Annotated in this window: 13 protein-coding genes; 2 read left to right on the plus strand and 11 right to left on the minus strand. The window is 73.1% G+C overall.

Going from position 1 to position 25601, the window contains the following annotated elements:
- Positions 1-51 precede the first annotated feature (51 nt).
- Together ACFV3R_RS00515 and ACFV3R_RS00520 are read right to left on the minus strand one after the other, a co-directional pair.
- A complete protein-coding gene (locus ACFV3R_RS00515) occupies positions 52-696 on the minus strand; it encodes a response regulator transcription factor (protein WP_385572998.1) in 645 nt (214 codons plus the stop codon).
- Between the two features lie 364 nt (positions 697-1060).
- Positions 1061-3979 carry an AAA family ATPase gene (locus ACFV3R_RS00520; RefSeq protein ID WP_385573000.1) on the minus strand — a complete coding sequence of 973 codons (2919 nt, stop codon included), beginning with the start codon at positions 3977-3979 and terminating at the stop codon, positions 1061-1063.
- A gap of 1567 nt (positions 3980-5546) precedes the next feature.
- Here ACFV3R_RS00520 and ACFV3R_RS00525 point away from each other — a divergent pair.
- Complete coding sequence (locus ACFV3R_RS00525; protein ID WP_385573002.1) at positions 5547-6299, plus strand: RICIN domain-containing protein; 753 nt, start codon at positions 5547-5549, stop codon at positions 6297-6299.
- Between the two features lie 337 nt (positions 6300-6636).
- On the opposite strand, the gene ACFV3R_RS00530 is transcribed toward ACFV3R_RS00525, so the two are convergent.
- On the minus strand, positions 6637-9498 hold the full coding sequence (locus ACFV3R_RS00530) for an AAA family ATPase (RefSeq protein ID WP_385573004.1): 2862 nt from the start codon (positions 9496-9498) through the stop codon (positions 6637-6639).
- Between the two features lie 258 nt (positions 9499-9756).
- Between ACFV3R_RS00530 and ACFV3R_RS00535 the strand changes: the two genes are divergently transcribed.
- On the plus strand, positions 9757-10398 hold the full coding sequence (locus tag ACFV3R_RS00535; RefSeq protein ID WP_385573006.1) for a LuxR C-terminal-related transcriptional regulator: 642 nt from the start codon (positions 9757-9759) through the stop codon (positions 10396-10398).
- Between the two features lie 315 nt (positions 10399-10713).
- Here ACFV3R_RS00535 and ACFV3R_RS00540 read toward each other — a convergent pair whose 3' ends face one another.
- The 8 genes from ACFV3R_RS00540 to ACFV3R_RS00575 form a co-directional block, all read right to left on the minus strand.
- Complete coding sequence (locus tag ACFV3R_RS00540; protein WP_385573008.1) at positions 10714-12258, minus strand: ATP-binding protein; 1545 nt, start codon at positions 12256-12258, stop codon at positions 10714-10716.
- Positions 12255-13010, minus strand: a complete 756-nt coding sequence (locus ACFV3R_RS00545) for a response regulator transcription factor (RefSeq protein ID WP_385573010.1) — start codon at positions 13008-13010, stop codon at positions 12255-12257. The genes ACFV3R_RS00540 and ACFV3R_RS00545 overlap by 4 nt, the downstream gene beginning before the upstream one ends.
- 50 nt (positions 13011-13060) lie before the next feature.
- Positions 13061-14644, minus strand: coding sequence for a streptophobe family protein (locus tag ACFV3R_RS00550; RefSeq protein WP_385573012.1), 1584 nt, complete (start codon positions 14642-14644; stop codon positions 13061-13063).
- Between the two features lie 150 nt (positions 14645-14794).
- On the minus strand, positions 14795-17074 hold the full coding sequence (locus tag ACFV3R_RS00555; RefSeq protein ID WP_385573014.1) for an MMPL family transporter: 2280 nt from the start codon (positions 17072-17074) through the stop codon (positions 14795-14797).
- Between the two features lie 359 nt (positions 17075-17433).
- Complete coding sequence (locus tag ACFV3R_RS00560) at positions 17434-19020, minus strand: alkaline phosphatase D family protein (RefSeq protein WP_385573015.1); 1587 nt, start codon at positions 19018-19020, stop codon at positions 17434-17436.
- A 746-nt stretch (positions 19021-19766) separates the two neighbouring features.
- Positions 19767-21080, minus strand: a complete 1314-nt coding sequence (locus ACFV3R_RS00565; protein ID WP_385573017.1) for a hypothetical protein — start codon at positions 21078-21080, stop codon at positions 19767-19769.
- A gap of 102 nt (positions 21081-21182) precedes the next feature.
- On the minus strand, positions 21183-24461 hold the full coding sequence (locus tag ACFV3R_RS00570; protein ID WP_385573019.1) for a type I restriction endonuclease subunit R: 3279 nt from the start codon (positions 24459-24461) through the stop codon (positions 21183-21185).
- On the minus strand, positions 24458-25600 hold the full coding sequence (locus tag ACFV3R_RS00575) for a restriction endonuclease subunit S (protein ID WP_385573021.1): 1143 nt from the start codon (positions 25598-25600) through the stop codon (positions 24458-24460). The genes ACFV3R_RS00570 and ACFV3R_RS00575 overlap by 4 nt, the downstream gene beginning before the upstream one ends.
- Between the last annotated feature and the right edge of the window lies 1 nt (position 25601).

The raw sequence follows: 25601 nt of genomic DNA on the forward strand, positions 1-25601 counted from the left end.
CCGGTGGTTGCGGGAGGGGGCGGCCCGGGGGGCCGGCCATGGCGCGGAGCCTCAGATCAGGCCGGAGCGGATGGCGTAGGAGACGGCGTGCGCGCGGTTGCGCAGTTGGAGGCGCTTCATCACGCCGTAGAGCACGTACTTGATGGTGCGCTCGGAGTAGCAGAGTTTGGTGGCGATCTGTGACAGCTCCTGCCCTTCGGCGACCAGCCGCAGCACGTCCGTCTCGCGGGAGCTCATCCCGGAGGCCGCCAGGCCGCGGGGGGCCAGGACCTCGCGCTGGATGGTCTGGGCCTGCTCCATGAGCGTGCCCTGGAGGGAGGCGGGGAGGCTCCCGCCGCCCCGTGCGACGGTCAGCAGGGTCCGGGTGAAGTCCTCGGGGGTGAAGGAGTCGCGCCACAGCACCGCGCGCACCCCGCGGTCGACGGCCGAGGAGGTCTCCGCGCGCCAGCCCCCTCTGGCCACCACGAGGACGAAGAGGACGTCGGCGTCGCCGCTGAGCCCGCGCAGGGTCTCCAGCACGGAGGCGTCCGCGACGTCGGCGGCCACCACCACGACGTCGCCGTCGCGTACTTCGCCGACGGGCACCTCGGTCAGTTCGCGGCCGTGCTGGAGGTAGCTGACCAGGCCGGCCCGGACGAGGCCTTCGGGGGCGTGTATCGCCACGCGCACGGTGTCGATGAGCGTCTGTTGCGGCATGCGCACTCTCCTGGGAGTTGCGGTGTGCGGAGGACCGAACGGGGCGATCGTGCCACGGGCGGAAGGCGACATAGCGCCTGTAGCGGTCCCGCCGGCCAACCCATGGGGAAACCTGGCGGGTAGCACGCACCTGCGAATTAAGGCGGCCGCTCCGGGTGCGCCGCCGAGCGCCACCGCGCCGTCCGCCACCGCGCCCGCGAAGCCCACGGGGACTCCGGGGCACGCCTGTGAACTGGGCCGGAGGGATACCGGGAGGCCGGTCGGCGCGGCCCGGCGCGGCCCCGGGCGGGGTGCTTGCGGCACCCGCCGCACGCGGGTTCCCCCGCCGTGCGGTTGCGGCCCGGACGGTCCTGCGGCTGCCCGTTCACTCCTCCAGGGCGCCCAGGAGGTGCCCGGTTCGCACGGCGGCCACGACCTCCGCGCGGGACCGCACACCGGCCCGGGCGAAGAGCCGCGTCAGCCGGTTGGCCACCGCGTCCTCACTGATCCCCAGCACGCCGGAGATCCGCCGGTTGGGCAGCCCCTCGGCGACCAGCACAGCCAGCAGCTGTTCGTTCTCCACGGTGGCCTGCCTGCGTCCGGGCACCGGATTCCCGCTCTCCCGGATGGCGGCCCGGGTCCGGAACCGCCACAGCGCCGCGCCGACGTCGCCGAACAGGTCGTAGGCCTCGTACAGCAGCGGCGCCGGTTCCTCGACCGCCGGCGCGGCGGTCAACAGCGTCACCGCGGTCTCGAACGGCTGGTTGCGGAACCGGGCCAGGTTCACCGCCTCCCGCAGCAGGCCCCGCGCCGCGGTCGCCTCCTGCCCGGGGAGCCGGGCGGCGACGCGCAGGTACAGCAGGCGCGCGCGGCTCCCGGGCTGCTGCCCGGCCGTCCGCTCCAGCATCCGCACGCACTCCGCCGCCGCGGGGGCCCGGTCGGTGGCCAGGCACAGCTCGGCCAGGCCGGCCCACAACTCGTCGGTGCCGTAGACGTATCCGCCCGCCTCCGCGGTCTTCAGCCCCCGCCGCAGCGTCTGCTCGGCACCGAAGAGGTCACCGAGCGTCGCCGTCAGTTCCGCCTCGGCCCGGTCCAGCAGGGACTCCGCGGGGCCCGTCACCTGCCCGCGCGCGGCCTCCAGGAGGCGCTGGGCGCTCCGGGTGCGGCCCCGGGCCAGCAGGATGCCCGCGGTCCGCCCGGGCAGCAGGTGGTGACCGGGGGCGGGCGGGCCGGCCTGACCGGTCACCAGGAGCCGGCGCGCCACCGCCAGCGCCTCGTCCCACCGGCCCTCCAGGTGGCGCCGGAGGAACAGGGTGTACGGCGGGAGAGGCCACTGGGCCAAGCCCCGGTGGGCCAGGACCGTCTCCGCCTCCGTGAGTTCGCCGGCGCCGAGGAGGTGGTGCACCTGCATCACGGTCGCCGCGCGCCGGCCGTGGGGGGAGAGCCCGCCCACGTCCGGCAGGGTCAGCGACTGCAGGAAGCGCTCCGGCTCACCGCAGACGTACTCGGCCACCGCGCGGAAGAGGGCGGGGAGCTCCCGGGTGGCCCCGCCGTCGTCCGCCTCCCACCTCCGGTCGGTGAGCAGCGCGAGCGCCTGCTGCCACCGGCCCTGCCCGCACAGCGCCAGGGCCCGCCCGGTCACCTCCACCGCGGCCGGCAGTTCCAGCGTCTGCCACCAGTGGCCGGAGCTGAGCCGGTCCAGCCACATCCGGTCCCCGGCGGCCGCCACCGAGCCCACCAGCATCGCGGCGGTCTCCTGGAGCGCCACGGGGTCGAAGCCGGCCGGGTCGCGCAGGACCGAGGTGGCGGCGGGCCGGACGGCCTCGTACTCGCCCGCGGTGTACGCCATGCCCACGTACCGCCGCGTCAGGTCCTCGCGCAGCTCGGGGGCTTCGGCGAACCGGACGGCGGTCCGCAGCCACCGCAGCATCCCGCGCCGGTCCGGGTCGGGGTGCAGCCGCTCGGCCGCCGCCACCAGCTCCGTGATGTCCCGCCGCCGGTCCGGGCAGGAGTCGACCTCGGTCAGCCGGTCGGGCAGGTAGACGTCCGCGTCGGCCTCGGCCAGCAGCTTCCCCGCCGCCTCCCGCGCACCGGGCCGCCGGTCGTCCGCCGCCCGGCGCACCGCCGCGACCGCCGCGACCGAGAGCCGGTTGCGTTCCAGGGGCCCCAGCCGGCGGCGGACGGTGTGCTCCAGCAGCGGCAGGGTGAACGCCCAGCCGCGGGGCGGCTCGTCCGCCGGCCCGGGCAGTTCCACGACGATGCCCGCGGCGGTCAGGGTGCGCAGCCCCTCGGCCACGCGTGCCGCCGACAGCCCGGTCGCCCCGGCGGCGTGTTCCTCGGCCGCCCGGCCCAGCGGCCACAGGACGCTCAGCGCCGCCGCCACCGTGCGGCTCGGCTCCCCCAGCGCGCGCAGGGCCGCGACGAACCGGTCCTCGTCCGGCAGCACCGGCGGCGGTGTCCCCGCACGCAGCAGGACGCGGCCGTCGATCGTCCGGAACGCGCCGTCCCGGGACCACGCGGCGAGCAGGACGTTCACCGCGGCGGGCACTCCCGCGCTCCAGTGGTGGGTCTGCCGCACCAGTTCGGGGTCGGCGACCGCCTGCAACCGCCGGTCAACCAGCGCGGCGACCTCCGCCGGTGCCAGACGCGGCAGGACGGTGCGGTGCGCTCCGCGGCGCTCCGCCAGGCGCCCCACCCCGTCCCCGGGCCCGTGCGCACCCCTCCCGCTGTGCCGGACCGCCGAGACGACCAGCCGTACGTCGGGGGCGACCCGCTCCAGGTCGACGCCGCCGAGCAGGTCCAGCGACTGCGGGTCGGCGTGGTGCGCGTCGTCGACCACCAGGGTCACCGGGGCGGACTGCGCCAGGGCCGGCACCAGTGCCTGGACCACGGCGGCCGCGTCCCCGCGTTCGACGGCGGCCAGCGCCTCCGCCGCCACGCTCCCGGTCCGCCGGGTCCCCACGGAGGCCTGCCGGTGCTGTTCGAGCGCCTTGACCAGCCGCAGCGCCAGCAGGAGGGGACGCCCGCCGTCCTCGGGCCCGCAGACCAGGAACGCCACCCCGCGCCGCTCCGCACGCGCCGCGGCGGCGAGCGCGTGCAGGAAGGTGGAACGGCCGGCGCCGCGCTCCCCCTCGACGACCAGCAGGTGCGACCCGCCGGAGTCGAGCAGCCGCTGACGGGCTCGGGCCAGCAGCCCCTCACGTCCGGGCAGGTTCGCCGGACCGCGGTCGCCGCCGGGCGCCGGACTCGCGTGCGACGGCGCCGCGGCGAAGTCGTGTGCGGCCGGACCGCTTCGCTCGCCCATGTCTCCTCCAGCAGAGTGCGCCTGTTGGACCGCCGTCGACGGGCCCGGCCGCTCGGTGGCCCGCCGCGCGAGCCCGGAACCGGTGCTCTCAGCGGCCCCTGTCCTCACCCGCGCCACGGGTGCCACAGCCAAGGCTGTCCCTCGGCTCCCGGCGGGCGCCCGACGTCCGGCACGGCTCCGCGCCGCGTGGTCACACCACCCGCGTACCTCCGGGTACGCGGAGGGCTTTCCGCCGTGCGGTGCACCGCACCGGACGCCGCTCGCCGTTCACCAGGGATGACGGGGCAGCACTCAGGAGGCTACGTTCCCCGCATTCCGGACGGTGGGCCCCGGGGGGCGGAGGCGGACCGGCCGCCGGGAGAGGGGCGCCGCACGACGGGCCCCGCTGATCAGCTCCGACGCGGCAGGTCGGCGGCACCGGCGGTCGGCGGGCCGGCCCGCGGGGCACTGCCCGTTTGTACGTGCACCCATGTACGTCCGCGCCAACCGCCGGGCCCCGCGGGGAGGGTGGCTCCCGGCCCTCCGGGCGAGCCACTAGCATCCCGGACAGGCGAGGCCGGCCACCGCCGGCCCCCCATCCGACCCAGCCACTTGGTCAAGGAGGCACGCCGTGGCCACGCCTTCGTCACGCTCCTCGCGGCGGGAGCCCCACGACGCGGGGGGCGCGGAATCCCCGGCGCCCACCACCGATCCGACCGCGCCGGGTCCCTCCGGCCCCCCTTCGCCGGACCCCGGCGCGAAAAACCAGGCCGGTGCTCCGCTGCGGGGCCGCCTGGTCCACCGCATGCGGGCCGCCGCGCGCCTGCAGACGCTCACCGACGACTCCCCCGCGCTCTGGGACCAGGGCCCCGAGGCGGACCCGGGCACCGGCGACCCGTCGGAGGCGGCCGCCGGCACCGCCGCGCCGCCCGCGACACCGCCGGCCTCCCCGGCCCCCGCGCCACCGTCCGGGCCCGCCCGGGAGACGCCCCCGACCACCGGCGCGACACCCGCCGCACCCGCCCCGGAGCCGACGGGCAAGGCGAAGGAGCACCCGCCCGCGCCGACACCTGCGCCCTCGTCCCCGTCGCCGTCCCGGTCCGCGGCGCCGGCGCCGGCCCCCGCGTCCGCACCGGCAGCCCGGACGACGCCCGCAGCCGGCGCGTCCACTGCCGCGGCCACCCCCGGGCCCGGCGCGGCCAACGCCGCCGACGCGACCGAGCCACCGCACACGTCGTCACCGTCCGCAGGCACGCGAGGAACGCGGGACGCGGCGTCGAGGCCCGCGAAGCCGCAGGAGCCGACCGCGTCCTCGAAGTCCCCCGCGCCTGCGGCCACGCCCAAGGCCTCGGACGGCTCCCGAGCCGCCACGGGCTCCTCGGCCGCCGGTGAGTCGGGAGCCGGTGCGGGCCCAGCCGGCGCCGCCCGTGCGGCAGGTTCGGCGCTCGTCCTGCGGCCGGCGGGCACCGCGGTCAGCACGGGCTCGGGGGGTTCTGCGCCGACGGGTCCCGTCGCACCGGCGGGCCGGGAGCGCCACCCCCGGCGGAACCTCCTCGCCGCGGTCGTCGGCGGTGTCGCCCTGCTCTCGGTGCCGTTGCTGCTCATGGCGTCGGGAGGGCACCAGAAGGCCCCGGACCGGGAGATAGCCGTCAACGACGTCCAGCAGCCCACCGCCCCCGGCAGCCCGACGCCGTCCCTCTCGGCCTCGCCCAAGCACTCGCCCTCGCCCTCCGCCTCGGCGAAGCACAGCTCGCCCAAGCCCACAACCCGCACCGGCCACCCCGCCACCCACGGCGCCTCCGCGCCCAAGCACTCCTCGACGAAGAGCAAGAAGTCGAGTGGGACGCTGGCGGCCCCGGCGGCCCGGATGTTCGGGGGCGCCTGGCAGGTACTCCTCCACGACCGGGCCACCAACCTCTGCGCCGACCTGCCGGACTACGGCAACGGGAAGATCAACGGTCCCGTCAGCCAGTTCCACTGCCGGGCCGGCGACAGCGACAACCAGATGTGGAACCTCCAGCCGGTCGACGGCAAGGGCCCGGGCCAGGCACGGCTCTTCGTGATCCGCAACGCCAAGGACGGCCTGTGCATGGACCTGCCGGCCTACGGCGGGCACCCGGCCGGCACGAAGATCACCGAGTTCACCTGCGATGGCAGTGCCCGGGACAACCAGTCCTGGTACCTCGCGCCGGGGCACGACAACCACTACCAGCTCCGCAACACCAAGAGCGGCGGCCGGTGCCTGGGGGTCGCCGGCGGGCCCGGTTCCGGCGTCGACGTCCAGCTCGCGCTGCGGCCCTGCGGACCGGCCGACACGGACTGGTCCTGGTCGGCTTCCTGACCTCCCCGGCACCGCACGCCACGCCCCGCTGCGGCCGGGACCGCAGCGGAAGCCCACCACCGGGGCCGCGGCGGAGGCCCGGCACCGGGGTCGGCGCGGCGGCCCCACTCCGCGACCGCCGGCCCGGCCCCGTCAGGAGGGCCGCAGGCCCGGGCCTTGCGGCCGTCCCGAAGGGCACAGGCCCACGCCCCGCACCCGGAGCCGACGCAGCCGCGGGCCCGAGGCACAGGGGCCGCCGGCCCGTACGGGCGGCCGCCCGGCCCGCGGGGGCGCGGGCCGGGCGGGCCGCGCCGCCGTACCCGTCACCCGAGCGCACACGTCGCCGCGCCAGGTCCCCTCACCCCAGCGGTCCCCCGTCCCCGAGCGGCACCACCGGACCGACGTCCGCCGCCCGCGCCGGGACGTCCGGCAGCAGGCCGGACCGGGCCAGGCTCCCGTCGAGCCGGAAGGCGGCCAACTCCGCGCGGGAGCGGCACCCGGTGCGCTGGAAGAGCCGGGTCAGCCGCTGCTCCACGGTCTTCTCGCTGCACGCCATGCGGGCGGCTATCCGCCGGTTGGTCTCGCCGTCGCTCACCAGGTCGATCAGCCGGACGTCGTCCTCGGTGAGCCGGGCCGGCCGGGCGCGCCGCCGGGGCATGCTCAGCTTCAGACCGCCCTGCCGCGCCCGGACGGCCAGCATCGTGCGCAGATACGTCGTGGCCCCGAGCGCCTGGGCCTCCCGCACCGCCTCGTCCAGCCAGGTCTGGGGATCGTCGCCGACCACGACCAGGCACTCGCGGGCCAGCAGCGCCAACGGCCGGTCCCCGCGCTGCCGCACCAGCGGGAAGGCGCTCCGCACGCTGCCGGCGTCGCGGTGGGCCAACGCCCTCCCGAGCAGCACCGACTCCAGCGTCATCGGGGAGTCCACCTCGGCGTGCAGCGACTCCAGCTCCGCCAGCGCCCGCTCGCAGTCGTCCTCCCGCTCCTCGCGCGAGGCGAAGGAGATCAGCCGCAGCAGCAGCCGGTCCAGACCGGCGAGCACGCTCCTCGCCCTCGCCCGCCCGACGTCCTGCCACGCCCGCTCGAACGCCTCGTCACTTCCGGCCGTCGCCTGGCGCACCCCCAGCCAGGCCCGTCCGACCAGGGGGTGGGCGACGGCCTCGGGTATCAACTCCAGCCAGGTACGGGCCGCGTCGGTGTCCCCACGCATCCAGTGGATCTCCCCGGCCAGCGCCCGGGCGAGCTGGGCGGCGCCGGAGGGGCCGCGGGAGCGCCCGCGCAGCTCTATCCTGCGGATGCCCGACAGCGCCTCGTCCCATCTGCCCGCGAGGTAGTCGCGGACCACCGCGTGGTAGCGCACGGCGGTGCTGTCACCGACCTTCGGGTACCGGTCGGCCAGCACCACCTCCAGGGCGCCGGCCAGGTCACCGTAGGCGGCGGCGCCGCGCAGCCGGTCCCACGCCGCCCCTTCGACCGGCACCGGCAGGGCCCGCCGGGCCGGCCCGCCGCCGGCCCGGCCGCCCACCGCCGCGGCCAGCAGCCGGGTCTCCGCCGGCGTGGGCAGCGGGCCGCGGGGAGGCCCGTCCGTCCGCGGCTCGACGGCACCGGCCACCGGGGTCAGCGGGCCGATGCCGTACCACCCGCCCAACGCCGCCAGACCGGCCGCCTCCGGTATCCGCCCCACCGCGGCCCGGCACCGGTCGTCCTCCCCCGCGCTCCAGCGGGCGCTGTGCTCGTGCAGCGCCGCCATGCACCAGGCGCGGGCGCTGAAGAGCAGGTCCGGTCCGGCGGCCTCCGGGGGCACGGCGGCCAGGCAGTCGGCCAACCGGCCCGCCAGCGCCAGCGACCCGGCGTGGTCGGCGTGGCGCAGGCCCAGTTCCAGCGCCTGGCGCAGCACACCGGCCGCCTCCGGGCCCGGCCGCATCCGCTCCAGCGCCGCCCCGTAGACACCGACCGCCCGGGGCGGGGCGAACCGTGCGTACCTGCGGGCAGCCGCCAGCAGCAGCGGCACCGCGACCGCGTCGTCCAACCCGGCCCCGACGGCGACCGCGTGACCGGCCAGCCCGGGGCGGCCGGTGCCCGCGGAGCCCGGGTCGAGCCGGTCGAGCACCGAGGAGACGATGCCGCCGTGCAGCTCCCGCAGGTCGCAGGTGACGGGGAGCGTCCGCAGCGCCGCTGCCAGGGCCGGCACGGCGAACGCCACTCGGCCCTCGTGGTCGGTGGTCAGCACGCCCTCGGTGAGCAACTGGTCCACGGCCCGCGCGGCTTCGTGCTCGGCCCCCCGGACCGGCACCGTCATCCGGTACAGGTCCTCCAGGCGCAGCTCGGCCGTCGCGACCAGGTGGGCCAGGGCGGCGGCGATCCGGACGCGCCCGGGGTCCGGCGGGAGGTCCGGCCATCCCAGGCCGGACAGTTCCGGCGCCGCTCCGGCGAACCGCAGACCGTCCGCCGGTTCGCTCAGGGACATCCGGCCGTCCAGTTCGACCAGCGCACCGTCGCCTTCGATGGCGGAGAGCACCGAGAGCAGGCCGGCGGGGTTGCCGGCCAGAGGCCCGAGGGAGTGCGTCACCGCCGCCACCAGCTCGGGCTCGACCGGGTGGCCGAGGCGGCGGGCGAGCAGTTCGCGCACACCGTCCGGGGTCAGCGGGCCCAGCGTGAGCACCTCGTCGGCGGCGAGCGTCAGGTGCCGGCCACCGGCTGCCGGGGGGGCCGGCCGCGACGCGAGCACCACGGGGAGGCCGGCCGGCCGGAAGACGCGCAGCAGCAGCTCCAGGGCTGCGGCGGTGGGCGGCGGCACGGTGTCCACCGCGTCCACCACCATGCCGAACGGGACGTGTGCCGCCGCGTCGGCAAGGACCTCACCGATCGTGGACAGCAGGGTGAGCCCGCCGTCGCGGGCGCCGGTCCGCAGCTCCACCCGCCGGATCTCGGTGACGCGCTTCGGCAAGCGGCCGTCGTTGACCCTGGCCAGCAGCCGGCAGACCGCGTCGACGAGTGCGGCGGTGCCCGGTTCCCCCTCGGCCGACGCCAGGCCCAGCCGCAGCACCTTCGCGCCGCCGCGCACCGCCACCAGCCGCCCGCACTCCACGACGGTGGTCTTGCCCACCCCCGCCGCGCCGGTGACCAGCATGGTCCGTGCGGTGCCGGTCTCCCCCAGGACGCGGGCGACCGCGCGGACGTCGTCCGTCCTGCCGGGCAGGGACGATTCACTCTGCTGCATCGACGACTCCTCACTCCGGGCCCGGCGGGCGCCCGCCGGGGGTGTTCCGAAAGCCTGGCGCCGGCCTCGTCGACGGCTGGAGCCATGATGTCCGATCCGGTGTCCCGGCGAACTGCCCCGGCAGCGGCGGCCGCTGGCGCCAGGTTTCCCTGCCGTGTGGTGGCCGGCCGCCCGAGCCAGGCGGTGATCAGAACCGTACGTGACACGATCAGCGTCTTGACCGGCTGAAGAACGATTCCCTCATCCGCGGGAGGTCGCATGCCGCCCCACACGTCGACCCAGCAAGTCACCGTGGCCATCCACGCCCCCGACGTCCTCACCCGAGCCGGCCTGGCCAGCCACCTGCAGCACGACCGGCGCTTCACCGAGGCACCGTCGGACCGGGCGGAGGACGCGGACGTGACCGTGGTCGCGGTCGACACCGCGGACGCCTCCACCCTGGGGCTGCTGGACTCGCTCTCCGGATCCGCCGGCACCCGGTTCGTGCTGCTGGTGGGCCGGCAGTGGCAGGCGGACATCTTCGCCGCGGTCGACCACGGGGTCCGCGCCGTGCTGTGGCGCGACAGCTTCACCGCAGCCGCCTTCTCCCAGGCCCTGCTGGCCGTCGCACGTGGCGGCGGCAGCTTCCCCCCCACCCTCCAGGGCACCCTGATGCGACAGGTCCAGTGGACCCACCGCGAGGTCCTCACCCCCCGCGGCCTGACCGCCTCCGGGGTCAGCCCCCGCGAGGTGGAGGTCCTGCGCCTGATAGCGGAGGGCCTGGAACTCTCCGAGGTGGCCGAGAAGCTCGCCTACTCCGAACGCACCGTCAAGTACGTCCTCTACGGCCTCATGAAGCGCATGAACCTCCGCAACCGGGCCCACGCGGTCTCCTACGCCTTGCGGACGGGGCTGATATGAGGGCGCCGGCCAACCGGCCTGAGGGCCGACGCCGAACCCGGAGGCCGGCGGGAGCCTGATGGCGGGGGCGAAGGGGGCCTGGCGGGTGCGCGGATGGCGCCTCCCTGACGACCGCAGGCGTCGCACCGGCCTCCCCGTAAGGGGTCCTTGCCATATGAGCGTCCGATGAGGTCGGGTGGTCTGGTGCCGTGCATCGCAAGGCGCCGGAGAGTCCTCGTAGCGGAGCTACCAGGGCTTTTCGGCAACGCCGCGAGGTGCGGTGCCAGACCACGCGACCCGGGCGGGCATATGGCAAGGCCCCCTAAGGGCCTCGCCTCATGCCGTCCCGTCCTCAGGCCCTCGGTGTGACGGGTCGGGCGGCGGGAGTTCGATGCGGAAGGTGCAGCCCTGGCCCGGGGTGGTGTCGAGGGTGATGCGCCCGCCGTGGGCGGTGACAAGGGCGTGTGCGATGGCGAGGCCCAGGCCGGACCCGCCGGTGGCGCGGGTGCGGGAGTCGTCGGTGCGGTAGAAGCGGTCGAAGACCCGCTCCCGTTCGGCGCGGGTGAGGCCGGGGCCCTGGTCGGCGACCTCGATGACGGCCCGGTCACCGACACTGCCGACGCCGATCCTGACCGGGGTTCCGGACGGGGTGTGGGTGACCGCGTTGCCGATGAGGTTGGTGACGACCTGGCGGAGCCGGGCCTCGTCGGCGACGGCGGAGGCGGTGGCGGGTCTGCCGCCGCCGGGGCCCGTCAGGGTCACGGGGCGGGTGGCGTCCAGGGCCCGCACGTCGCGCAGCGCATCGGCTGCCAGCGTGCGCAGGTCCATGGGGGCGAGGTCGAGGGCGAAGCCCGGCGCCCGGCCGGGAAGGCGGTCCCCGGCCTTCTCGTCGAGGCGGGCGAGCAGGAACATCTCCTCGACGAGTCGGGTGAGGCGTTCGGCCTCCTCCGCGATGCGGGTCATGGTCCGGTCCACGTCGTCGCGGGCGGGCAGGGCACCCATGCGGTAGAGGTCGGTGTAACCCTTGATGCCGACCAGGGGCGTGCGGAGTTCGTGGCTCGCGTCGGCGAAGAAGCGCCGGGTGCGTGCCTCGGCCTCGGCGCGGGCCCTGAAGGCCGTGTCGATCCGGTCGAGCATCTGGTTGAGGCAGGTGGTCAGGCGTCCCACCTCGGTCTGCGGGGCGGCCAGTTCGGGGACCCGGTGGGAGTAGTCGCCGGCGGTGATGGCCGTAGCGGTCTCCTCGATGCGGGTCAGGGGGCGCAGACCGGAGCGGACGGCGAACCAGCCCGCGACGGTCAGGGCCGCGAGGAGGGCGGCGCCCACGGTCAGGGAGAGGTTGCGGGTCTTGGCGGCCGTCCGGTCGACCTCCGCGAGGGAGGTGGCCATCACGACACTGCCCCGGGCCTCGGAGCGCGCGGGCGGGAAGACCTCGGCAGGCTGGGTGAGGGCGACGACCCGCCAACTGCCCTCGCCGTCCTTCGCGGGCACGCTGAAGGGGCGGCCCCCACGGGCGAGGACGGCCTCACGGTCGAGGCGGGGCAGGTCGGGACCGCCGTCCGGTGGCGCGGGGCTCGCCTCGAACGCCCTACGCGTGGCGCCGTCCACGTCCAGATACGTCACGGTGGTGTCGCCGAGCATCCCCAGGGCCTGCGCACCGGGCGGGGTGTCGGTGGGGGCGGGTGGGGTCAGGCGGGCGGCGATCTGGCTGGTGAGGACGAGCCGGTCGTCGACCCGGTCCTGGAGATAGCCGCGCAGGGCCGTGGTGACGACCACGCCCGTCCCGAGCAGGCCGACGGCCACCAGGCACGTGCACAGCCACAGCAGCCGGGTGCGGAGCGACAGCCGCCGCAGCCGGGGCCGTCGCAGGACGGGGCGCTTCACAGCCGGGGTTCGCGGACCACGTAGCCCACACCCCGGACGGTGTGGATCAGCTTGGGCTCGCCCGGGTCCACCTTGCGGCGCAGATAGCTGATGTACGTGTCGACGATGCTGGGATCGCCGCCGAAGTCGTACTCCCACACGCTCTGGAGGATCTGGTTCTTCGTCATGGTGCGCTCCGCGTTGGTGACGAGGAAGTGCAGGAGACGGAACTCGGTCGGGGACAGCCGTACGGTCCGGCCGGCCCGCGTGACGTGGTGGCTGTCGGGTTCGAGCGTCAGGTCGCCGACCGCGATCCGGGTCGGCTGCTCGCCCCGGGTACGGCGCAGCACCGCATGGATGCGGGCGATCAGCTCCTCCAGGTCGACGGGTTTGGTGACGTAGTCGTCGCCGCCGAGGCGCAGACCGTGCAGCCGGTCGTCACGGTCCTCGCGCGCGGTGACGAAGAGGACCGGCACATCGCCTCCCCGGCCGGCAAGAGGTGAGCGCGGCTGGGCCCGCAGGCGGCGGATCACCTCGAAGCCGTCCATGTCGGGAAGCATGACGTCGAGAAGGACGAGGTCGGGGGTGTGCGTCGCGGCCAGGTCCAGGGCCTGCCGGCCGGTGGCGGCTGCGTCGACCTCGAAGCCTGCGTAGCGCAGGGCGGTCCGCAGCAGTTCCCTGACGGTGGGTTCGTCGTCGACCACGAGCAGGTGGTCGGGGCGGGCCCCGGGGCGGAAGGGCCCGGGGCCGGAGTGGGATGTCGGTTCCGCCATGGTCGGGGTCGCACTTTCCTGTGTGAGGCCGGGAGCGTCTCCTCAGGAGATCACACGGTCTCGGGAGACGAGTCGGACATGCCCCGGGACGAGCGGGACGGGGACGGTGCGGGCGAGGAGGCCGACGGGGACGGGGGTGCTGACCGCTCTGCGGCTGCCTGGCCTGGGCGGGCACCGTCCCCTCGCCGGCGTGCCCCGTCGGACTGCCGTGGCGCGGGGCCACTCCGGCGGGCCCTTCGCTCCCGGAGCCGGCTGCCGCCGTAGCCCGCGAGAACCGCCAGGGCGAATCCGATGACGGCGGAGAAGCCGGGCGCACCGTCGAGGCCCGCCGCCAGGCCGCCCATCTCGCTGCCCATGAACGTGATGCCGAACCGCAGTGACCCGCGGGCCAGAAGAGGGAGCAACAGGACCGTGGCGGCTACGGCGGTGCCCAGCCGCAGCGCGGTTTCCACGTGACGGCCGAGGACGGCATCCGTCTCTTCTCGCGGGGTCCGCGCGGGGGTGCGGGCTGCGGCGACGTACCCGGCGGCCACCAGCAGGAGCACGGCCACGAGCATGCAGGCGAGCCACAACGGCACGCCGGCGCCCGACCAGCCGCTGAGGTCCAGGGACCTGTCCTTGCCGTGGGCACCACCTGCTCCGCCCTGGGCGCCGCCGAGCATACCGGCCATCCCGCCCCCTTCGGCCTGGAGGCGGTGCAGGCCGGCCTCCCAGGAGGTGCCGAGCCCCGCGGTGCACAGCACGGCTATCAGGTTCGGACCGGCCAGCAGCAGCAGGCCCGCCGCCTGGGCCGCCTGCGCACGGCCGGTCAGGGCCGCGGCGCCGGCCAGCAGCGCGACGGCGAAGGCCGCGCAGCACAGCACGGCGGCGGTCCCCACGAGGGTGGAGGTGACGGCGTTCCACTTCAGCCGCGGGCGGCCCAGCGCCACCGGCTGCGGCAACGTCGTACGGCGCGCCGCGAGGCAGCCGATGGCGAGTACGGCGCCGACCCCCAGCAGCCCCAGGAAGAGGGTCGTCCCGGGGTCGGACCTGAACAGCGCCGAGGAAAGCCCCTTGCTGAGTCCTCCGCCACCGCCCATGCCCAGCCTGCCGAGCGCCCCGGCCCCCGCGCCCCCCGTGAAGCGGTCCGTCAGGCTCCCGGGGAGCCGGGCTGTGCCCTGGGCCATGGCGGCAAGAGCCGGAAGGATGACCGACGTGGCCCCCAGGGCCCCGGCGCACCGCGCCCACAGCATCCCGGGGGTCGGCCGCTGCCGCCTCCTGAGCGGGCGGAAGAAGAGAAGCGCCAGGACGGCCGCGCCCAGGAAGGTGAGGGCCAGCGGGGTCACCGCGAGGTGACCCCGCAGACCGAGGGTCATGCCGCCTCCGCCCGCCCCGCCGAACAGCCCGCCGCCCCCGTCCGCGCCGGCCCCGGAGGAAGGGTCCGACTCCACGGTGACATCACCGCCGGCGGCGGCGCTCACCAGCAAGGGCACGAGGCGGGAGAGGGGTGCGATCGCCCCGGCGCCGAGCAGGGCGAGCGCCGCCCACGCGGCGGCGGCCATGGCGGTGACGGCGGCCCCGACGGCGAAGGCGCCTTCGAGGGCGTGGCGCCACGGCGATCCGGGGGGCGCGGGGCGGGGCGAGGTGGAGGACATGGGCAGGCTCCCTGCGGGGGGATGGCGCGGTGGGGCGGTGGCGGCGCCAGGGGCCGCCGACCAGGAACAAGGACGCCGGTACGGGTGCCGGCACCGAAGCTGTTACGGGCCCGGCACGGACGTCGGCACGGGCCCTGCCGAAGGCGGGTGTCAGGTACCGGAGTCCCGGCCCCCGCCGCTGCTCGACGTCTCGACGGCCACGCCGTGGCCGGGGCCGTCCGGACCGGGGCCGTCCCGGCCTGGCCCGGTCGCTGCCGAGACGGTGACCTGCCACGCGTCCGTCTCGCCACCGTTCTCTCGTGCGAGCCGCTCGCCCTCGACGTCCAGGTCGGGCACCAGGCGGTCCAACCACCGGGGCAGGTGCCAGGCGCGTCGGCCGAGCAGGGCCAGGACGGCCGGGACGAGCGCCATGCGGACGACGAACGCGTCGAAGAGGACGGCGGCTGCGAGCCCGAAGCCGATCGTTTTGATCATCTGCTCGTCGGAGCCCATGAACGCGGCGAACACCGAGACCATGATCACCGCGGCGGCGCTCACCACCCGCCCACTGTGCTCGAACCCGTTGACCACGGAGTCCTTCGGCGACTGGCCGTGCACGTACGCCTCACGCATCCGCGTCACGAGGAACACCTCGTAGTCCATGGCGAGACCGAAGACGACACCCACCATGAAGATCGGCATCATCGACATCACCGGTCCGGGCTCTGCGATCCCGAAGAGAGAGGACAACCAGCCCCACTGGAAGACCGCGACCACCGCGCCCAGACCGGCGAGGACGGAGAGCAGGAAGCCCAGGGCCGCCTTGAGCGGGACGAGCAGCGAACGGAAGACGGCGATGAGCAGCAGGAACGCCAGGCCGACCACGAGGGCGAGGTACGGGAGCAGGGCGTCGGACAGCTTCTGCGAGACGTCCACGTTCATCGCCGTCTGCCCGGCGACCAGGACGTGCGCGTGGTTCTCACCGGCGAGTTCCGGGGCGCGCAGCGCATGGACGAGGCCGGCCGTCTCGGTGCTCGCGGGCGCGGTTTCCGGGACGACGTTGAGGACGGCGGTGTCACCCGACGCGCTGAGCCTCGGCGGTGCGACGGCGGCCACGTCCTTCCTGCCGTCGATCTCCCGGGCGACGTCCTCCGCGGCCCCCTTGGCGCTGCCGCCGTCGTCGGCCTGGACGACCACGCTCAGCGGTCCGTTGTAACCGGGGCCGAAGCCCTCGGCGACCAGGTCGTACGCCTGCCGCTGCGTCGTCGAGGCGGGCTTGGACTCGTCGCCGGGCAGACCCATCTCCAGGGACGCCGCGGGCACGGCGATCACCGCGAGCAGGGCGACTGCGGCGAGGAGGACGGCGACCGGCCGCCGGACGACGAACCGGGCCCAGCGCACGCCCATGACGGGCTTCAGGCCCTCGGCACCGCGGCGCCGGGGCCGGGGCGGGCCGATGCGGCGTCCGCAGATGCCGAGCAGCGCGGGGATCAGGGTGACGGCGACGAGCATCGCGATGACGACCGTGCCGGCCGCGGCCAGGCCCATCTGCGTCAGCAGCGGGATGCCGACGACGCACAGTCCGGCCAGTGCGATGACCACGGTCAGCCCGGCGAACACCACCGCTGATCCGGAGGTGCCGACCGCGTGCCCGGCCGCCTCCTCGCGGCTGCGGCCCCGGGCGAGTTCCGCGCGGTAGCGGGAGACCACGAACAGGGCGTAGTCGATGCCGACGGCCAGGCCGATCATGGTGGCGAGACCGCTGGTGGTCGAGGCGAGCCCCAGCGGCTCCGCGAGCACCTTGATCGCCATGCCGCCCAGGCCCACGCCGAGGATGGCGGTGAGCAGCGGAAGCCCGGCCGCGAGCAGCGAACCGAAGGTCAGGACGAGCACCACCGCCGCCACCGCGAGGCCCATGGCCTCGGAGGAATGCCCACCGCCCACCGCTTCCACGGCGTTACCACCGACCTCGACGGTCAGCTCCGGCGAGCCCGCCGCCTCGACGGTGTCCTGCAAGGCCTCACGCGAGCTCTCCGCCAGCTTCGAGGCGGGCACCTCGTAGGAGACCTGTGCGTAGGCGGTGGAGCCGTCCTCGCTCACCGACCGGGCGGTGTACGGGTCGACGACGCGGCTGACCTGCGGGTCGTTCCCGAGCTTCCGGACGGTCTCCTGGACGGCCTTCTTCGTCGCGGAGTCGGTGACCTTTCCGTCCTCGGCCCGGAAGACCACCCGCGCCGTCGCCCCGTCGGCGTTCAGCTCGGGAAAGCTCCTGCCCAGCAGGTCGTACGCCTGCTGCGCCTCCGTGCCCGGCATCGAGAAGTCGTTGGGCGGTGCGGGGGGAGCCTTCCCCGCCAGTACGGCCGCGCCCACGAGCAGCACCACCCACAGCAACGCGACCGGCCAGCGCCTCCGGAAGGAGAACCGGCCCAGCCTGGAAAGGAACGCGGCCACAGCAAGGACTCCCGTCAGGACAAGGCTCATCGGAACAGTCGCCGACGCTGCCAGCCCCGCCTGACCATTCTCGGAGAGACTCTGAGAGCTTCCGGAGAACCGCCGCCGCCAGGACCGGACAGAGGCGGCGAATCCGCGTGCGGACGCCGCCTCCGCGGTCCGATTCACAGAAAGCTCACCGGGTCGCCCGAGGTGAGCCCGGCCGCTACGTGCCCAGGTGGGCACCGATCGTCGCGGGCGCCACGGCCGCAGACGGCACGCCTGCGGACGGCACGGCCGTCAGGCGCAGGGCGCCCTCAGCCGGCGCTCCCCCACCGGCCCCATGCGCTCGCGTCGTCCAACGGCACCCGGCCGTCGGCTCACACCGGCGTGCCGACGGCCGTCAGCCGACCGGACTTCCCGTCCACCGCGAAGGACTTGAGAGGGGTGACGGGGCTGTCCGGCCTGGTCCGGTCGGCCGTCTTGTACCAGTCGCACTGCACCCGCTCGGCGGTGACGTCGATGACTGAGCAGCCGTTCGCCGAGACATCGCCCCACGACAGGTGTGGGTTCACGGCGAGGACGGCGTCGGCCGTCAGCCCCTCGTCGAAGCTGCCCAGTGTCGGGCTGGTGACGGAGGAGACGGTGAACTGCGTGGCGAGGGGGGCTCCGCCCCCGGAGGCCGGCACCTGTCCGGCCCACGAGGAGTGCACGTCCCCGCTCAGCATCACCGTGCCCCGCACACCGTGGTCGCGCAGATGCGCGAAGAGTTCACGCTGTTCGGCCTGGTACCCGTCCCATCCGTCCGTGTTGGCCACGGCGACGGGATCGGACTGACCGGTGGGCATGAGCAGGGGCGCGGCGACGACGGAGCTGCCGATCAGATGCCAGGCGGCGCCGCCCTGCACGAGCCCCTGCTTGAGCCAGGCCATCTGGGAGCGCCCGAGCAGCGTCCGGGACGGGTCGCTGATGCCGGCGGTGTCCGTCGGCTCGACCTGCTCCGACCGGAAGCTGCGCAGATCCAGCATGGTCAGGTCGAGGAGCCTGCCGAAGTGCAGCCGCCTCTGTGTCGAGCCGGCCAGCGCCGGGCGTATCGGAAGCCACTCGAAGTACGCCTGCTTGGCCGCGGCCACCCGCTCGGCCCAGGGGCCCTCCGTGGCGGGGTCGTGATCGCCCGCTCCGCCGGACCACGAGTTGCCGCACACCTCGTGGTCGTCCCAGGTGGCGATGAACGGCGCCGCGGCATGGAGGGCTTGCAGGTCGGGGTCGGTACGGCTCTGACCGTACCGTGCCCGGTAGTCGGCCAGCGTGACGCATTCGCGCGCTGGATCCGAGACGCGTACGTCCGTGTCCTGCGGCGCCTGCTCGTATATGTAGTCACCGAGGTGGACGACCGCGTCCAGGTCGCGACGGTCGGCGAGGTGGCGGTAGGCGGCAAAGTACCCACGGCGGTAGCTGGCACAGGAGACCACGCCGAACCGCACACCGGCCATGGAGTCCGCCGCGGGCGCGGTCCGGGTGCGACCGGCCGGGGAGACGTGGCTCCCCACGTGAAAGCGGTAGTGGTACGTGCACCCCGGACGCAGCCCGCTCACGTCCACCCGGACCGTGTGATCCCGCCCGGCGTCGGTGCGCACCGTCCCCGTGCGCACGGTGCTGCTGAAGCCGGGGTCCTCGGACATCTCCCACCGCACGTCCGTCGCGGGCCCCCGGTTCTGTCCCGGCAGGCATCCCGGGGTGGGGGTGACCCGGGTCCATATGACCACGCGGTCGGGCAGCGCATCTCCGGAAGCGACCCCGTGCACGAACACCTGGTCCCTCTCTTCCTGGCGCCCCGAACCGGGGGCGGACTCGGCAGCCGATGCCGCTGACGCCTCCAGGAGATGGCTCCCGCCGAGAGCGGCAACACCGGAGGCAGCGGTCGCGAGGCGGACGAAGTGACGGCGGCGAAGGGGGGAAGTCGTCATGTCGCTGAAAGCTACTTGCCAAGATCCACTGCACGATGGCCGGAAAAGGGAATTCCCAGAAAGCTGTAAGGAGTTCTCAGGTCCCTTTATGGTTTCGGCCCCGCCCGGGTCGCATGACACACCACCGAGCACCCGGTGGTACGTCCGCACCCGAAAGGCGGGCACGGAATCCCGTTCGTCATCCCCGCCTTCACGTCCCGGTCCGCCGGCCTCTCCGGAGGCAAGCCGGTGGCCCCTCGACCACCTCATCCCCGGACCAGCCACCTGACCGCCAGGTGCGACTGCACTGGGAACCCAGCACCCAGGCGCTCCCCTCGCACCCCGGGGCCCCTTGCCGCGATCCGACCCGGCCTGGCACACCAGTCGCACACCGACACAAAAGCCCAGGTCACACAGCGAGTGTGACCTGGGCTTCAAGTGAGCCGCCTAAGGGAATCGAACCCTTGACCTACGCATTACGAGGGGGTGCAAGATCGTGACGGGGGGTGCCGGAGGATGTCACAGCATCCCGTTTACCCAGCTCATCGGCCTGCACTTCTGGATCCGTGTGCTATCCGATCCATCCCATGCCGCCCCGTCCGCTCACGCATCGCTCACGCACGCTCGACGCGCGAGTATCCAAGGGGTCGCGGCGGCCAGGGACCCGGCCGTGCAGTACGGCTGACCGCTCCTTTGCCAGTCGCACAGGCGGCTGGGCCACACCACCGCCCGCAGCGCGAACGCGGACGGTGCGAGCGCGTCTAGACCTACGCGGGCAGCGCGGGGAACACGACCACCGAGCCGTCCTTGTTGCGGGCGATCTCGATCGCCAGGTCCGTCGTCCGGCTGTTGACCGTGATGCCGTCGCCCAGGCGGCGAATCCGGTATGCCGCGCGCATCAGGCGGTTGACTTCACTCGTCGTGATGACGGGGAGCAAACCGCTGGGGCCTGCCAGTTCCAGCGCCGACAGGCGCACCAGGACACAGGCGATGCTCGACTCCATTTCGTCGAGGCGCTGCTGGTTGCGCTTGAGTGCGCGGGTGAAGTGCTTGAACGGATTGTCGGGGTCGCTCTGGGCGCTTTCGACTGCCTGGAGGATGACGACCCGCCGCATCAGCGCGATGGCCAGCGAGGCGAGTTCGAGGTGGGCGCGGAACGTGCCACCGTGGTCGTCGACGCCGGGGAACGACTTGGTCAGCGTGTCGAGTTCGACGGCCTCGCCCTCGGGCAGGTTGTCGAGCGCGCTCTGCCATCGGGCGAGGCGCAGGCCGGCTTTACCCAACGCCGTTTCGATGGTGTGCACCGCCGAGTCGAGTCCCAGCGAGACACCGAGCCTGCCCTCGTCGAGCAGGATGGCCGTGGCCTTGTCGATGGCGACACGGCTGCCGTTGAGTGCGCTGTGCTCGTCGTCAAGTCTGTCCTGCTGAAGTTGCTCCAGCAGGTCCGTGATGTGTTCGATGGCCAGCTGGCGCTTGTGGTCGGCGTGCGCGCTCACCCCGACCGCCACGGCCATGAGCACGAGCGGAGCGGCCACGGTGAGCACCGTGCCGCCGGCGGCCACGGCACCGGCGGTCGCCCCGGCCCCGCCGACCGTGCCCGCCGCTGCCGCTTTGCCGACCGGCACGAGACTCGCTTTGGCGGCGATCCTGCCAGTGGTGGTGTCCACGATGTCCCCGAAGAAGCGACCGGCCGCCTCCTTCGGCTCCATCAGGCGAAGGGTGCCCCGCCCGAACTGGGCGGCGACCTTCGCCGGGACCACTAGGCGATACAGATTCTCGCCGGAAGCGGTTGCTCTGGCCGCCGTGAGGGAAGTACGCGTCGATTGCGTGATGAACTGTGACAGGTGCTGTGCCAGGGGACTCGCGGCGTCGAGCGGGAGGCCCTTGGCGCGGTCGATCTCGGCGGGCAGCGGATGCGCCTCAAGGGTGACGATCGGTTCGTCGGCCAGGACGGCCAGCACTCCTCGCAGTTCCGTCAGGCGCTCGGCCGTCATCGGCTCGCCCGCGGCCAACCCCGGCACCCGGACCTCACCGGTTGCCAGCGTCCACACCGGAACTATCGTCTTGCGGTCATCACTCATCGTCTCCCCTTGTCCTCCCACAACAGTGCATGGCTGACGTCCGACAGAATTTGCGAGCGCTTTGAAGGTGCACTGCCCTTGCGCCGGCGTGGCCGGGCTGTCTCAGCTGTCCGGCATACCGGTGGTGGACCACTCGTTGGCGAAGTGCTCCATCTGCTTCAGGACCAGGTCGACGGCCTCCAGGCGCCGGTCCGGCGGGTAGTTGTGCCGGGCCAGCAGGCGCTTGATGGCGCTGCGGAGGCCGGCGCGGACGGGTTCACGGGCGATCCAGTCCGGCTTGAGCTTCTTCTGGACCTCTGCGACGAGGTCGCGGGCGATGATCGCCAGGACGTCGTCGCCCATGAGCTGCTGCGCCGTGCCGTGGTCGGCCACCGCATCGTAGAAGGCCAGTTCGCGCCAGTTCAGCGGCGGGTCGAACTTCTCGCCCCGCTTGGCGTCCTCGACCACCTCCTTGGCCATCTCGACCAGTTTGGCGATGAGTTCGGCGCTCGTGTACTGCTGCCTCGTGTACCGGGTCATGAGGTCCTGCAGGCGGTCGGACAAGGCTGTGCGGCGGACGATGTTGTGCCGGGTGACCTCGCGCATCTTCTGCTCGATGAGCCGCCGGAGCGCCTCGGCCGCAAGGTGGGGGGTGTCGCTTGCCTGGAGCTTCGCGGCGAGCGCGTCGTTGAGGTGCGTGAGGTCGGCCATCTCCAGGCCGGCCTCGGCGAATAGGTCCGATATTCCGCCGGTCTCGACCACGGACGAGGTCAGCTGGGCGAGGTACAGCTCGACGTCACGGGCGACGGGCAGGCCGCGCGCCTCACGGTCCGCCGCGTCGAGCTTGGCCATGTAGGCGCGGACCTCGACGAAGAACTGGATGTCCCGCCGCCAGGTCGGGTGGTCCGGGAACCGCTCGCCGATGTTCGTGGCACTGGCGGACAGCGCGTAGAAGCGCTCCAGGCGGTGAGAGTGGTCGCGGAAGCGTCGGCCGACGGTCTGGCGGGGGTCATCGAGCTTCTCCGGGTCGTTGCCGGGGGTGCGCGGGTTCCGGAGGTACTCGGCGGCTCTGCCGGCCGCGTTGACGAACGCCTTGGCGGTCGGCTGTTCCAGACGCGCACGCCAGTTGAAGCCGCGCAGGATGTCGCTGAGGATGTCGTACTCGTTGCGCAGCTCGTCCAGTGCGCGGTCGAGGTCCTGGCCGAGGGTGCGGTCCTCCTGGTCGGCGTCCGTGTACTCGGCGATCGCCTTCTGCAGGTTCTCCGTCAGCGGCGCGTAGCCGACGAGAAGACCGTCCTCCTTGCCGCGGAAGCGGCGGTTGACCCGGGCGAGGGCCTGCATCAGGTTGGCGCCCTTGAGCGGACGGTCCAGGTACATGGTGTGGACCGGCGGGGCGTCGAAGCCGGTCAGCAGCATGTTGTTGACGATGAGCAGCTCCAGCTCGTCGTCGGGGTCCTTGGCCCGGTTGATGACCGCCTTGCGCTGGCTGTCGGGCAGCGCGTGGACGAGCAGGCGGTCCTCGTCCTTGCGGGAGTTCGACGAGAAGACGATCTTCATCGCGCCCTTGGACGGCTCGTCGCTGTGCCACTCGGGCCGCAGCTCGCGCAGGGCGTCGTAGACCCGGACGCAGATCTCGCGGGTCGCGCAGACGACCATCGCCTTGCCGGCCGCCCCACCCTTCTCGGAGATACCGACGAACGGTCGCATCCGCTCGCGCCGCTCCTCCCAGTGCGCCACCAGGTCCTCGGCGAGATCCCTGACACGGGCCGGCGCGCCGTACATGGCGTTCATCGTCGCGACGGCCTGCTCGACCCGGCGGCGCTCGGTGTCGTCGAGGCCGTCGGTGATGCGGTCGGCCTCCTCGTCGATCTTCGTCGGGTCGACGTCCTTGCCGAGGACGAGCTTGATGACGCGGCCCTCGTGGAAGACCTTGACCGTCGCGCCGTCGTCGGCGGCCCGCTTGAGGTCGTAGATGTCGATGTAGCCGCCGAAGACCTCGCGGGTGTTGCGGTCGGCCTCGGAGATCGGCGTTCCGGTGAAGGCGAGGAGCGTGGCGTGCGGGAGGGCGTCGCGGAGGTGGCGGGCGTAGCCGTCGAGGTTGTCGTAGTGGCTGCGGTGGGCCTCGTCGACGACGACCACGATGTTGCGCCGGTCGGAGAGGAGCGGGTGGTCGGCCCCCGACTCCTTCTCCTCCTTGGTCCTGCCGAACTTCTGCAGGGTGGTGAAGAGGATGCCGCCGGTCCGCTTGGCCGCGAGTTCTTCGCGCAGATCGGCCCGGGTGAGGATCTGGCGAGGGGCCTCCTGGAGGATCTGGCTCTCCAGGAAGGTGGAGTACAGCTGGTCGTCGAGGTCGTTGCGGTCGGTGATGACGACGACGGTCGGGTTCAGCAGGGCCGGGTCGCCCATGACCATCGCCGTGGTCAGCACCATCTCCTCGGACTTGCCCGAGCCCTGCGTGTGCCAGACGACTCCGGCCTTCCCGTCTCCGGCCGCCGCTTCGCGCACCTTCTCCGCGGCACGGGTCACCGCGAAGTACTGGTGCGGCTTGGCGATGCGCTTCATCCGCTTGGACGGGACGAAGTTGATGAAGGAGCGGCAGAGGGAGAGGAAGCGGGACTGGTTGAACAGGCCGTGCAGCGCCAGGTTCTGGCCCGAGTCAGCCACCTCCTCGTCGTCCACGGCGAACGGGGTGACGCGTGCCCCGGTCTCGTCCGTGTTCCACGGCGCGAAGTGCTCGTACGGGGTGAAGGGCGTGCCGTACTTCGCCGTCACCCCGTCGGAGAGCAGCACCACCGCGTTGTAGCGGAAGGCGGTCGGGAACTCCTTCACGTACCGGGCGACCTGGGAGTGCGCGTCCTGGAGCGTGGCGTACTCGTCGCCGGCGCGCTTCAATTCCAGTACGGCGAGGGGGAGTCCGTTGACGTACAGGACGATGTCGAAGCGGCGTCGCTTCTCGCCGTCGACGACGGTGACCTGGTTCAGCGCGCGATACGTGTTCCCGTCCGGGTCGGCCAGGTCGACGAGGCGGACGGTCGGGTTGTGCTCGGCACCGAATGCGTCGGTGTGGACGACGGAGCGGATGCCGGTGGTCAGGTATCCGTGGGCGGTGCGGTTCTCCTCGTACGTGTCCTGCGACTCCGGGGTCGCCGCGGCGGCGATCACGTCGCGGACGGCGTCCGGGGGCAGCTGGGGGTTGAGCCGCTCGATCGCCTCCCGGAGGTCGGGGTAGAGGATCAGGTCCTCCCAGGACTTGCGGTGCCCGGAGCCGGGGGCGAACTCGTTGCCGGAGGCGGGGAGCCAGGCCAGATCGGCGAGCTCCTCAAGGGCGAGCAGTTCCCAGTCGGCTTCCAGGGGGCGGTGGTTGTGGCGGCTGCTGCTTTCGCTCTCGTCGTCGTGCGTCATGTGTGGTCCTCGACAATCTTCTCGGCGTCTTTGACGCGAAGGCGGCCGGACATGAGCTGGGGGAGGAGGGTGTCGCGGAGGGCGGCTAGGGTGCAGGATTCCTCTGCCGTCTGGCGGAGCCGATCATCTAGGGCCCTGAGCTGCGACTCAAGGCCATCGATGTACAACTCGCTCGGCCAACTCACCTCTAGCTGCGAGAATTGCTTCTTGTTGATGGCTCCAAAGACCGTCCCCTCCGCTTCATAGGGACGCCATACGGATTTATCGGACGACAGCGCATGAAGCATCACGTGGGGATAGCGAGGTGATCGCACCGCGGCAACGCCGCGCCCGATCCCGCACCCTTCTACAGCCACATTGATTTTCCCAACAGGAGCCCGGACGCTCACGAGTACGTCGTTTTCATAAGCGAAGCGTGTGACTGCACTGCACCACACCCTGCGCCTCGGATAGCGCATGCCGAAATCCTTGGTGCCCTGATAAAAGGGAAGTCCATCCCCCGTCTCGTTGTAAGTTTCACCAGGGGGCGACTGCCCCATTGTAATGCTGGCGACGTCAGTGATCACGCGAGGAGCGAGGCCAACACATCCCCGGAAAAGCAAGCCAGCCAGCTCGTCTACCGTGGCCGCGATGCGCTCGTTGACGGCGATCTTGTCGTCCAGCGCCCCGAGGATGGACGCGACGGCATCCTGGATCAACGGGGGCGGCGTTGGAATTGGGAGATCCTTAAGGTCCCGCAGATTAATTTTCTGCGTAACGCTCCCACTCATGCGCGACGTGAGCCAATCGATCGCTTGAGGCGACTTAAGGAACCAGTTAACGAATCCGTGGTTTACCTCACGCCCGAGCGGAATGACCGCGACATCACGAGATACATTGAACCCGCTGAACTCTCGCGACACCACTGCACAGTGTCCAGGTTCAGCGATCAGGTTGATGATAACCTCTCCCCCCTGCAGCACTGTTCGACTGAACTGTTGACTAACCTCTGGAGTTACGCGCTTGGCATCGTCGAATTCGATCCGATTGTTTCGGATGTCTCCACCTCGGATGACGGGAACACCATTGGGAACAAATTCGCCGACCTTTACGATCCCATAGGTAATACCCCGCGAGGTGTCGCATAGGTCAGACAGCATT

This window comes from Streptomyces sp. NPDC059740 (genome assembly GCF_042733155.1).
Classification (GTDB): domain Bacteria; phylum Actinomycetota; class Actinomycetes; order Streptomycetales; family Streptomycetaceae; genus Streptomyces.

Bases quoted from the DNA above. Each gene is read 5' to 3' on its own strand.
- ACFV3R_RS00515 (WP_385572998.1), bottom strand. From the start codon at position 696: ATGCCGCAACAGACGCTCATCGACACCGTGCGCGTGGCGATACACGCC.
- ACFV3R_RS00520 (WP_385573000.1), bottom strand. From the start codon at position 3,979: ATGGGCGAGCGAAGCGGTCCGGCCGCACACGACTTCGCCGCGGCGCCG.
- ACFV3R_RS00530 (WP_385573004.1), bottom strand. From the start codon at position 9,498: ATGCAGCAGAGTGAATCGTCCCTGCCCGGCAGGACGGACGACGTCCGC.
- ACFV3R_RS00535 (WP_385573006.1), top strand. From the start codon at position 9,757: ATGCCGCCCCACACGTCGACCCAGCAAGTCACCGTGGCCATCCACGCC.
- ACFV3R_RS00545 (WP_385573010.1), bottom strand. From the start codon at position 13,010: ATGGCGGAACCGACATCCCACTCCGGCCCCGGGCCCTTCCGCCCCGGG.
- ACFV3R_RS00550 (WP_385573012.1), bottom strand. From the start codon at position 14,644: ATGTCCTCCACCTCGCCCCGCCCCGCGCCCCCCGGATCGCCGTGGCGC.
- ACFV3R_RS00560 (WP_385573015.1), bottom strand. From the start codon at position 19,020: ATGACGACTTCCCCCCTTCGCCGCCGTCACTTCGTCCGCCTCGCGACC.
- ACFV3R_RS00565 (WP_385573017.1), bottom strand. From the start codon at position 21,080: ATGAGTGATGACCGCAAGACGATAGTTCCGGTGTGGACGCTGGCAACC.
- ACFV3R_RS00570 (WP_385573019.1), bottom strand. From the start codon at position 24,461: ATGACGCACGACGACGAGAGCGAAAGCAGCAGCCGCCACAACCACCGC.
- ACFV3R_RS00575 (WP_385573021.1), bottom strand. From the start codon at position 25,600: ATGCTGTCTGACCTATGCGACACCTCGCGGGGTATTACCTATGGGATC.